At 68.5% G+C, this 9,420-nt stretch carries 12 protein-coding genes and 1 pseudogene; 2 read left to right on the forward strand and 11 right to left on the reverse strand.

The window, feature by feature from the left end:
• Window positions 1-11: 11 nt before the first annotated feature.
• From FHX46_RS21105 to FHX46_RS21150, 10 genes are all read right to left on the reverse strand, one after another.
• Window positions 12-1,511, reverse strand: coding sequence for a terminase large subunit (locus FHX46_RS21105; protein WP_167117830.1), 1,500 nt, complete (start codon window positions 1,509-1,511; stop codon window positions 12-14).
• Window positions 1,459-1,866: a terminase small subunit gene (locus FHX46_RS21110; protein WP_167117833.1), complete on the reverse strand. Its 408-nt coding sequence runs from the start codon at window positions 1,864-1,866 to the stop codon at window positions 1,459-1,461. The genes FHX46_RS21105 and FHX46_RS21110 overlap by 53 nt, the downstream gene beginning before the upstream one ends.
• 524 nt (window positions 1,867-2,390) lie before the next feature.
• Window positions 2,391-2,672 (reverse strand): hypothetical protein, encoded by a 282-nt coding sequence (locus tag FHX46_RS21115; protein WP_167117836.1) that lies wholly within the window; start codon window positions 2,670-2,672, stop codon window positions 2,391-2,393.
• 657 nt (window positions 2,673-3,329) lie between these two features.
• Complete coding sequence (locus FHX46_RS21120) at window positions 3,330-3,722, reverse strand: hypothetical protein (RefSeq protein ID WP_167117838.1); 393 nt, start codon at window positions 3,720-3,722, stop codon at window positions 3,330-3,332.
• Complete coding sequence (locus tag FHX46_RS21125) at window positions 3,719-4,651, reverse strand: hypothetical protein (protein WP_167117841.1); 933 nt, start codon at window positions 4,649-4,651, stop codon at window positions 3,719-3,721. Before FHX46_RS21125 ends, FHX46_RS21120 begins: the two co-directional genes overlap by 4 nt.
• A gap of 97 nt (window positions 4,652-4,748) precedes the next feature.
• Window positions 4,749-5,099, reverse strand: coding sequence for a hypothetical protein (locus tag FHX46_RS21130; protein ID WP_167117843.1), 351 nt, complete (start codon window positions 5,097-5,099; stop codon window positions 4,749-4,751).
• A gap of 17 nt (window positions 5,100-5,116) precedes the next feature.
• Window positions 5,117-5,638 carry a hypothetical protein gene (locus FHX46_RS21135; RefSeq protein WP_167117845.1) on the reverse strand — a complete coding sequence of 174 codons (522 nt, stop codon included), beginning with the start codon at window positions 5,636-5,638 and terminating at the stop codon, window positions 5,117-5,119.
• Window positions 5,635-5,823 carry a hypothetical protein gene (locus FHX46_RS21140; protein WP_167117846.1) on the reverse strand — a complete coding sequence of 63 codons (189 nt, stop codon included), beginning with the start codon at window positions 5,821-5,823 and terminating at the stop codon, window positions 5,635-5,637. Before FHX46_RS21140 ends, FHX46_RS21135 begins: the two co-directional genes overlap by 4 nt.
• Complete coding sequence (locus tag FHX46_RS21145) at window positions 5,820-6,305, reverse strand: hypothetical protein (protein WP_167117848.1); 486 nt, start codon at window positions 6,303-6,305, stop codon at window positions 5,820-5,822. Before FHX46_RS21145 ends, FHX46_RS21140 begins: the two co-directional genes overlap by 4 nt.
• Window positions 6,302-6,517 carry a helix-turn-helix transcriptional regulator gene (locus FHX46_RS21150; protein ID WP_167117850.1) on the reverse strand — a complete coding sequence of 72 codons (216 nt, stop codon included), beginning with the start codon at window positions 6,515-6,517 and terminating at the stop codon, window positions 6,302-6,304. The genes FHX46_RS21145 and FHX46_RS21150 overlap by 4 nt, the downstream gene beginning before the upstream one ends.
• Window positions 6,518-6,614: 97 nt before the next feature.
• On the opposite strand from FHX46_RS21150, the gene FHX46_RS21155 reads away from it, so the two are divergent.
• Complete coding sequence (locus tag FHX46_RS21155; protein WP_167117852.1) at window positions 6,615-7,616, forward strand: helix-turn-helix transcriptional regulator; 1,002 nt, start codon at window positions 6,615-6,617, stop codon at window positions 7,614-7,616.
• Between the two features lie 2 nt (window positions 7,617-7,618).
• Window positions 7,619-8,866 carry a tyrosine-type recombinase/integrase gene (locus tag FHX46_RS21160; protein ID WP_167117853.1) on the forward strand — a complete coding sequence of 416 codons (1,248 nt, stop codon included), beginning with the start codon at window positions 7,619-7,621 and terminating at the stop codon, window positions 8,864-8,866.
• Between the two features lie 81 nt (window positions 8,867-8,947).
• On the opposite strand, the pseudogene FHX46_RS28610 reads toward FHX46_RS21160, so the two are convergent.
• Window positions 8,948-9,367 (reverse strand): annotated as a pseudogene (locus FHX46_RS28610) (ComEC/Rec2 family competence protein); the annotation flags it as partial.
• Window positions 9,368-9,420: the final 53 nt, after the last annotated feature.

Consider the following 9,420-nt stretch of genomic DNA (forward strand, 5'->3'; position numbering starts at 1 on the left):
CTCATCTCCGTTCACACCACGCCGAACCACGGCGCGGGTTGCTCCTCGGGCAGGGTCAGGACGGTGTGCACCGCGCCCGCGGCGGCGTAGGCGGCGTCCACGTGGCCGGCACCACGACGGACGAAGCGCCACCCGTCGCCCTGGTAGTACTTCGACGCCCCGGCGATGTGGGCGTCCAGCAGCGGGTCGCCGGGGTGGATCACCCGGCGGGCGCGGACGAGGTCGGCTAGGCCCTGGCAGGCCTCGGCCACCGCGGCGCCCTTGATCTCGACCCACTCCGGCCAGGACCGCAGCAGCGGCGCCAGCGCGGCCGCAGGGCCGGACGGGAACCAGGCGCCGGCCTTGGGCTGGTACTCCTCGCGCAGCGCGGGCAGCTCGGCGCGCGCGGCCTCGGTGGAGTCCCACGCCTCGACGACCTCGACGCGCACCACCCCGGCGACCTCGCCCGCGGCGAGCAGCGCGACGTGTTTGCCATCCGGGGCCACGTCCAGGCACAGCACGATCCGGTCCTGCACGGCGTCGAGGGTCATGCTCGCGTCCCGGCACGCTTTCCAGGCGGCGAGGTCTACCGCGCCGTCGAGCTGGTCGACCTTCTGGGACAGCACCTCGGTGCGGAACACCTCGGGCGGGTCGGTCGCCAGTGCCGACCGGATCGCGGTGTGGGAGAGCGTGCGGCCCAGCGCCGGGTTCGCCTGCGCCCACGCCTGCTCGTCGTCCAGCTCGCACCCCTCCGGGGCCGACCACTCGAACAGGGCGATCGACTCGTCGCGCGCATCGCCCATGACGGCCACCCCGTCGCCGCCGTCGCCGACGCCGGCTGCGGCCCGCAGGTGGTTGAGGACCACCGACTGATCGTCACCGGCGTTGCTCAGCGCCCAGATCTGCCCGTTCGCCCGGGCCATGATGGTCTTCGACAGCGACGACCAGGCCGCCCAGTCACGCTGCTCGCGCACCTCGTCCAGCGTGAGGTGATCCACCGACAGCCCGCGGCCGGCCGACCGGTTCGACGCCTTGATCAGGTAGCGGCGGCCGCCGTCGAGGTTCAGCGACTCCTTGCCGTTCGCGGTGAGGTAGCTCAGCTTCTCGTCGGCCAGCTCGGGCACCTCGTCGACCGACTCGTTCGCCTTGTCCAGCACCTCGCGCGCGATGCCGAGGTCCTGCGCGGCGCCGAGCACCAGGCGCGCGCCGTCAATGAACAGGCGCCAGAGCGCCAGCACCTTCGACAGGTGGGTCTTGCCGTTCTGCCGCGCCACGATCGCCAGCACCGTCCGGAAGCGGAAGGTGCCCTCCGGCAGCAGCTCCAGGCCGTGGATCACCGCGAACTCCTGCCACGGCAGCAGCGGCTCACCGAGCACCTCGCGGGCGAAGTCGATGACCTCGTACCCGCGGGTCGTCTTGCGGGTCAGCGGGCGCAGCGGCGGCGTCCATAGCCGCGGCTCGGTGCGGCCGAGGAGCTTCTTACACGGCGCGGCTTTCCCGGATCGCCGCGAGCTTGCCGCCGCGCTGGCCACGTACCCCACCACCCTTCGCGGCAGCAGCACGCGCCTTCGGCGAGGCGCCCAACGCGTCGAGCGCGGCCAGCAGCTTCGGCCCCAGGTCGGACACCGCCGTCCGCTCGGCCAGCTTCGCCTTCAGCGCGGCGACCTGCTCGTACAGGTCCGGGTCCTCGGCCTGGTCGACGGCGCGCAGCACGCGGTCAGCGTGCGCCGCGGCGCCGGCCGCCTGGTCGATCTGCCGGGCGTAGGTCTCGGCCAGCCGCGAAAGCGCCTGATCCTCCTCGGACAGCTCCAGTTTCCCCAGAGACGCCGTGATCGCGGGCAGAAGCAGCCGATCCGCGGACCGAAGCCCCGCCGACTCACTCGCCACCCGCCACCTCCGACCGGTATAGAAATACCGGTTACAAGAATACCGCACGCCACCGACAGAACCCGCCCATCCGCTGCTCACACGCCGCGCCCGGCACGCCCCACGCACTCCCGGGGAGAGAGGAAGACAAGGGCATGGATCACCGGCGCGCCCCGACCACCTAAAAAGCGCAGGTCAGAGGCACCGTCCACTGTGGCGCAGCGTTTGCTCAGGTCAAGGTCTTGCGTTGCGTGATCACTGCACTGGCCTTGCTCGTCGTCGGCGTGGGCGTGGTCGCGGGTCTGCTGCCTGCCTGGCCTGCACCCCTGCTGCCCTGTTGCAGGACCTGTGCTCGGGCCCCTGGTACTCAGCCTTGCCGCTGCCGTCCACGTGTCCGAGGTCCCACGGTTGGCCCGGTTGGATGGTGTGGCCGCACCGTGCGCAGTCGACACCACCAGCAGCCACCCGCTCGGCCCACGCCCTGCGCAGGCGCTGGTGCGCGGAGCCGTAGCCCTGGCTGCTGGTGGTGCCGTACCGCCGGTCCATTAGTCGTCGCTCTCCCACCAGATCTCGCGGCGATCCCAACGAAGGAACTCCTCCGCGGTCCCGGCGGCAAGAACCAATTCGAACCGATCGCCGTGGCGTTCAGCGAGCCTCACCGCAGGCCCGACGATACGGCTGCATCCGAGACGGTGTCTCGTGACAGAGCAGAGGCGGTCGGCTAGCTGGCAGATGGCCGCGGTCCACCAGGGCTCCCGCAGGATGACGAGCTTCGTGAGGCGATCACCGTCGCGGAAGGTGGCCGCCACCTGGATCTCGTAGTGCATGACTTGCTCCCGGAACTCGTCCCCGCCCGGGTGGGCAGGATGGGTACCGGCGGGATCTCGTCATGGCAGCACCTCCGCAAGTGTCACGAGTTTAGCCGGGGGCCGCCCCGTGCGAGCGAGCAAGCGCTTCAGGCTTTTCGGCGGTTCACGTGGTTTCCTTCTTTCTTGCGGGCGCGGACTTGAGCCGACCGCATAGCCATGCGCAGGAAGTGGGCCTTCCGTGCGTGCTCAGCCCGGATGGCTCGTTCGCGCGGATCCAGGGTGCCGTCGGGGTCGACTTCGCGTTCGAACTTGGTCTGCAGACCACGTCGGCCAGGTTCCGTTGCAGCTGTCCGATCATCGGTCTTGGCCCATCGACTGTGTGCGGCGAGGCGGGCGCGGAGGGCGCGTTGTTCAGGCGTCATCATTGACTTCCAGGTCGTCGACATTGACTGGCCCGTCAAGTTGTACTACTGAGGTGTCCTCGTCGCCCAACGAGAGCCCTGTGCCGCTCGGTTCGGGAGCGAGGGCCGCAGCAGAGCCTCTACGACGACGAGAAGGGGACGGAGACTATCCGTACCCCTGGCGGGCCGCAGTCCGTCACCATCGTGTCGGAGCCGGGCCTGGGTGGCGGCCAGGTCGCCACGAGATCGCGCGCAGCCTTACGCAGCTCGGGGTTCATGCTGCTCCTTCCAGTTCGGGTAGTCGCTTGCCGCCGGCCCACGCCTCGAGGGCGCGGTCCGTAGCTTCGCGAATGTGGGTGCGGCGCCATTCAATCTCCGCGCGCGGGTCGTCGCCCAGTTCGCGTGGCGGGACGAGGTCGACGCTGAACAGCTTGGACGAGATCTCGCGCCGGAGCTGTTCGAGGGTGTCGGTGATGTGCGCGGGCTTGATCCGGGGCCGGTCGCCACCGCGCTTGTGGTACTCGATCACGGCGCGGCGGGCGAGCGGGAAGGTCCAGCCCTCCTCGACGGCGACCGTGCGCCAGGCGACCACGTCGGCCTCGCCGACGGTGCGCTGGTCGTAGGCGGCGATGAGGGTGAGCAGGTCGATGGTCTCGTCCGGGGTCATCTGAGGTCTCCTGTCGGGAGCTGCAGCACGTTCGCGCCGTTGCTGGCGAGCCGGGCCTTGAGCGCCTGAGCGGCGGCGACGCGCTGATCTGTTGTGGACGGCCGGTCGCCGGCCGATGCATGGCCTTCGAGCTGCTCGATGGCGTTGAGCAGGGTCTGGCGGGTGAGCGGCTTGTTGCGCTGGTGGGTGGCCATGTGCCGGAGCGCGTCGAACACCTGCTGCTCGGTGAAGGTGTTGAGCGCGTGCCGGACCACCTCGCGGACGGCCATGAACTTGACCTGCTTGCGCATGGCCTCGTAGTAGCGCGTGGCGAGGTCGTTGGCGGCCTTGTCCTTGGCCGGGTCCTTGCCGCCGCGCTTGGTGGCGGGCAGGGGCTTCACGACGGCGAGTTCGACCCCGGGGCTGTCCGGCGCAGGCGCCTCGGCGCCTGCCCTCTCCAGAGGTACCGGTTCATTACCGGTTCCCTTACCGGTTCTCGGCGGTTCTGAGTGCGTGACGTTGGCACTTAAAGTGCGTGACTCGGGATTTTGAGTGCGTGACATGGTGTCCTCGTGCGGATTTTGAGTGCGTGACGCCCTGGACTTGCGTTGCCGCTCGGCTGCCTTCGCGCGGGACTCCTCGACCTCGCGATCGATGGCCTCCCGATCGCTGTCCGGCCGCCGCAGCGCGGTGTTGAGCCGGTAGATGGTCACGTCGCCGCGCGTGCCGACGGCGGTGATCACCCGGGCTGCGGCGAGCCGGTCGAGGACGCGCTGGATCACCCTCCGGTCCAGGCCGGTCTTGTAGCGGATGGTGGCCAGCGCGAGGAACGCCTGCGGCGGCGTCCCTCGCGCGGCCTCAGCGAGGGCGACCAGGACAAGCCGGGCGGTGGTGTCGTGCTTCCCGGCGGGCGTCTGCAGCATCGGTGCCTGGTTCAGCGCCCACTCCACGGCCTGCCAGCTCATGCGGTGTTTCCTTCGCCTCCGCGGCTGCGGAGCCTCAGGGCCAGCGCCCGCCGCACGGCGAAGGGCAGGCGCTGGCCGACGATCAGAGGGCGAACTGGGCGTGGCTGTGCAGGAACTGCTTGCGCGCCTCGGTCATCGGCCCCAGGTGGCTGTCGAAGCGGTCGTAGACCAGGACCTGGTGCGGGCCTTCGGTGGCGACGGGGTCGTCCATCTCAGCGGCCAGCTTCTCGATGGTGACCAGCCCATTCGTTCCGGACAGGAACAGCGGCTTGCCACCGCCGGTGAAGGCGACGACCGGCAGGAACTCGGCGATCCGCTCGAGCTGTTCGAGGTGGTCGGCCGCGTCGATCGACGGCATTCCGGGAGCGGATTCCGGGTCTTCCCACATTACGCGGGCGTAGAAGCGGTTGGTGGGGGCGAAGGTGACGCTCATGGTCGGTCTCCCAGTAGTCAGGCGGCGTCGGCGGAGTGGTCGCGGTACCAGTCGATCCCGGCGGGCGTGGGCTCCCAGATCACCCACTGCGAGCCGCGGTGCTCTCGGATCCGGCCGGAGTCCCGCACGTACCCGCCCTCGACGAGTTCGGCGCGGCGAGGGCGCACGGAGTTGTCGAGCAGGCCGACCCGCTCGCAGATCTCGAAGTCGGTCGCCCCGGCGTGCTCGACGATGTCGGTGAGCACGCGGGCCCGCTGGGTGCCGGTCCGGGGCGCGATGTTGCGCGCGGTGCGGGCGGACGTGGCCGGCGCATCAGCGTGCACCTTGCCCTCGGTGGCGGCGCGCACCTCGCCGTCGCGAGCGATGGCCTGGCGGCGCAGGTACTCGCTCACCTCGGCCTCGGCGCGGCGCAGCGCCTCCAGCGCATCAAGGCGCCCCTGGTGGGCCTGCTCGGCGAAGTGCCCGACCCGGCCGAGTGCGCCGGTCGGCTCGAACGGCGGCTCGTCGGCGGCGGCGAAGAAGTCGAACGGCTCCGTCATCGCACCTCACCCCCGGATCGCCGGCCAGCCTCGGCGCCCTCGGCGACCTTCAACCAGTACTCGGCGCGAGCACGCGCACGGCGACGGTCCACAGCGCGCTCCAGCAGCGCGCCAGCGAACCCGCCGAGCGCGAACATCGCCAGCGCGAGCGCGGTGATCGCGAGGATCAAAGCGGTCAGGTTCACCGGGCACCGCCAACAAGCGCGCATGCCTCAGCCGCGGCGGCGGCGAAACCGTCGTCGTCGCCCATCAACCGGGCGGCCTCGGCGAACAGGTCGCGGGCCTTGCGGATGCCGTCGAGGTCGAGTTCGACGACCTCGGCCCAGCCCTCGATGGCCAACACCGCGTGGGTCGTCGGCTCCGGGTCCGTCGCGGACACCTCGAGCACCAACGGCGCGTCCGGGCGCGGGTCCTCGTCGATCAGGTCGTTCGCCAGCACCGGAATGATCCCCAGCTGGCGGGAGTGCCACACGCCTTGATCAGTAGGCGCGTGACGGCTGGCGTCGTCACACCACGCGGGGTGTGAGCAGGTCACGGCAGGTGTTAACGTGCGTTCGGGCATCTGGATTTCCTTCCGGGTGTTCGCAGCGACGGACGGCCCGACCTGTGCCGGCAAGCTGTGGATCGGGTCGTTCGTCGACGTGTTGATGGTGATCGTGTCGTTCATGCGGCGCCGTTCTGGGCGGCAAGCTCCTGGTCGAAACGCTCGACCTCGGCGAGTGGGTAGAGGACCTTGCGGCCCACCTTCACACCCTTGGGCCCGTAGCCGATCATGCGCCAATAGCGCACGGTCGACTCAGCGGTCCGGTACCGCTCCGCCAGCTCGGCGGTGACGAGGTACTCGGCCTGCTGCCCGCGAGCCCCATGCTGTTGGGTCATCCTTCATCTCCATCAGGACGCTGTTGAAAGTGAAGTTACAGCGTTGGGATTCACCATAGGCGTTGCCCCCTTCAAGTCAAGCAGGTACCTTCGTGTCGTGAAGGACCAACGCGAGCCAACGCCAGTGGAGCGGGTAGAGCGGATCTTCGCGCAGCGCCTCCGGGAACTTCGAGCAGAACGTGACCTCTCGCAGGCCGCCCTCGCGAAGCAGCTGCAGGAGCACGGGCTACAGCTTGACGATCTGGCAATCCTGCGCATCGAGAAGAACGAGGAGGACCCCCTGAAGGGCCGCCGGGTCCGGCTCGGGGAAGCCACTGTCATCGCGCAGGCACTCGGGGTGCGTCTCGACGAAATGCTGCAAGAAACGAAGTCGCCCGAGCTGAGGCGAGCAATGATCGAGGCTGAACTGGCCCACGCTCGAGCCTCCTGGAGGTCGGCGATCGACCAAGAGCAATCTGCTCACGAAAGGCGCCTGGAGTGGCACCGGAAGGTTCTGGAACTTGAAAGCCTATCGGCGAAATTGCAGCCTGGTGAAAAGATTCCTGAACTGCCGGGCGAGATTTACGTAGACCGGGCAACTGGCCTCAACATTCCCGTAGGGAATCTTCGCAGCGGAAACTCGATCACAATTCCAATGAAGAATGTTCTGAAAAAGACGCTTACCGAGGTGGCCGACGGCCTAATAAAGGATCCATTCTGGATCGAGGTGCACTACAGCGGTCGCGTCGGAACGCACATCGACCTCGGCGCGGCGGAACTCCGCCGTCGTGCAGTGCTACGACTCCCAGCCAGCGCATACCGTCGACGCCGCAACATCGACAAGAACATCGCTTCGAAGATTGCAAGTCATGCGTCGTCAATGAACGTCCCTCGGCTGGACATTCCGAATCTGGACGCGCTCCAGAAGCGGCTGATCGCCACGTCAAAGAACTTTCTGGAAATTAAGCTTGAGATCGCCAAGATTTCCGACAATGATCCAGCCTTCCCCGATGCGTCAGACGCATTTCGAGAATTATTCCGACAGTTCCTCTCGGCCGTCGAATCGTACGCTTATCAGCTATTCCTTCACGTGGACAAAGTAAAGCAGGCACAGGTATAGACGTGGGTTACACAAAAGATCTGTGGACGCGCCCGGAGGAGCAGCCCGACGGCAAGGTCAAGCGGGTGCCGAACGCGCGCTGGGGCAAGGGCAAGCGGTGGTTGGCGTGCTGGCTGGACCCGGACGGGAACGAGCGCACGAAGGCGTTCGCCACGAAGACACCGGCGGACAAGTACTGGCGGGACATGGAGTCCGCACGTGACCGTGGCGAGTACCACGATCCGAAGGCCGGCCGGAAGCTGTTCGGCGACCTCGCGCAGGCATGGTTCGAGGCTCTCGCCGTGGATCCCGCGACTCGGATCCGCACCGAGCAGGTGCTGCGCCTGCACGTCCTGCCGACCTTCGGTAAGCGGCAGCTCAAGGCGATCCAACCCTCGGAGATCAACACGTTCCTGGCCAAGCTCAGCGAGACCCACGAGTGGGCCACCAGGGCGAAGGCCCTCGGGATCCTGCAGGGCGTGCTCGACCTGGCCGAGGCGGACAACCTGGTCAAGAAGAACGTAGCGAAGTCAAAGGTGATCCAGCGGGTCAAGCCGACGTTCGAGAAGGTTGAGGCGTGGAGCGACGAGCGCGTGTTCGCCCTGATCGATGCCCACCCCGACGAGTACCGGCTGTTCCCGATCATCGCGGCGACGTGCGGGCTGCGCGCCGGCGAGCTGTTCGGGCTCGCCCTCGAAGACATCGACTTCGAGGACCAGGTGATCCACGTCCGCCGGCAGCTCAAGCGCATCGGCAAGCACCACGTGTTCGCGCTGCCCAAGAACGACCAGGAGCGCGATGTGCCGCTGGCCAACTGGACGGCAGAGAACATCCGCCTGCACGTCGAGAAGTACCGGCCGCGGCCCTGCTCGCTGCCCTGGGAGAAGCCGGACGGCCCGCTGCGGGCGCACAACATCCTCTTCCGGTGGCATGACGGCGGGTTCGTGAAGGACCGCAACTTCTCTGAGGAGGTGTGGAAGCCAGCAGCGCACGCCGCCGGCATCATCGGGCCGCCGGTGCCCAAGCAGCGCGGGCAGCTTCGCTACAACACGACCGGCAAGGAGGGCCCGCACCAGCTGCGGCACTACTACGCTTCGGTGACGCTCGCGGACGGCGTGAACATCAAGGAGCTGGCCGAGTACCTCGGGCACCACGACCCGAGCTTCACGCTCAAGCAGTACGCCCACATGCTGCCCGACTCCCATGATCGGGCTCGCGAGGCAGTCGACCGGAGGATGTTCCGGCCGCGCCTGGTTGCTGGCGGAACATAGACGGAACGGAGCCTCCCGTGGCAAGGACCGCGAAGGGTCGGAATGCAGGTCAAAACCGCTTCGAGCGGGCTGGAACCCGTAGACCACGGCCATCGCCGGATCCCAGGCCACGAGCACCCCCGTGGCCGCGGCCAGCCCCGGCACGACCGATCGCTCCCGCCCCAGCGCCAGCGCCAGGAGTGCGATCGCGCCCATCACCGCGGCTCGCAGGACGCTCGGCTCCCCACCCGCCAGGACGACGAACCCCGCAAGAGCCACTCCGGCCAATCCGGCCGAGAGCCGTGGCCCGGCCCGCAGCAGCCGCAACAGCAGCAGGACAGCGCCACAGACGATCGCGACATTCGACCCGCTGACCGCCATCAGGTGGGTGAGCCCGGCGTCGGTGAACTCCCGGTCGAGTCGTTCGGACAACCCGCTCGTGTCGCCGACGACCAGACCCGGCACCAACCCCGCCTGCTCCTCCGGCAGCACGTGGCAGGCTCGCCGGAGAGCTTCCCGCATCGCCTCCGCCCCCCGCTGCCACCACGGTGCCTCCGTCGGGCCGGACGGCGGTC

Source organism: Amycolatopsis viridis, assembly GCF_011758765.1.
Taxonomy (GTDB): domain Bacteria; phylum Actinomycetota; class Actinomycetes; order Mycobacteriales; family Pseudonocardiaceae; genus Amycolatopsis_E; species Amycolatopsis_E viridis.

Coding starts and splice junctions, on each gene's coding strand:
- FHX46_RS21115 (WP_167117836.1), bottom strand. CDS start 2,672: ATGCACTACGAGATCCAGGTGGCGGCCACCTTCCGCGACGGTGATCGC.
- FHX46_RS21120 (WP_167117838.1), bottom strand. CDS start 3,722: ATGACCCCGGACGAGACCATCGACCTGCTCACCCTCATCGCCGCCTAC.
- FHX46_RS21130 (WP_167117843.1), bottom strand. CDS start 5,099: ATGAGCGTCACCTTCGCCCCCACCAACCGCTTCTACGCCCGCGTAATG.
- FHX46_RS21135 (WP_167117845.1), bottom strand. CDS start 5,638: ATGACGGAGCCGTTCGACTTCTTCGCCGCCGCCGACGAGCCGCCGTTC.
- FHX46_RS21145 (WP_167117848.1), bottom strand. CDS start 6,305: ATGAACGACACGATCACCATCAACACGTCGACGAACGACCCGATCCAC.
- FHX46_RS21150 (WP_167117850.1), bottom strand. CDS start 6,517: ATGACCCAACAGCATGGGGCTCGCGGGCAGCAGGCCGAGTACCTCGTC.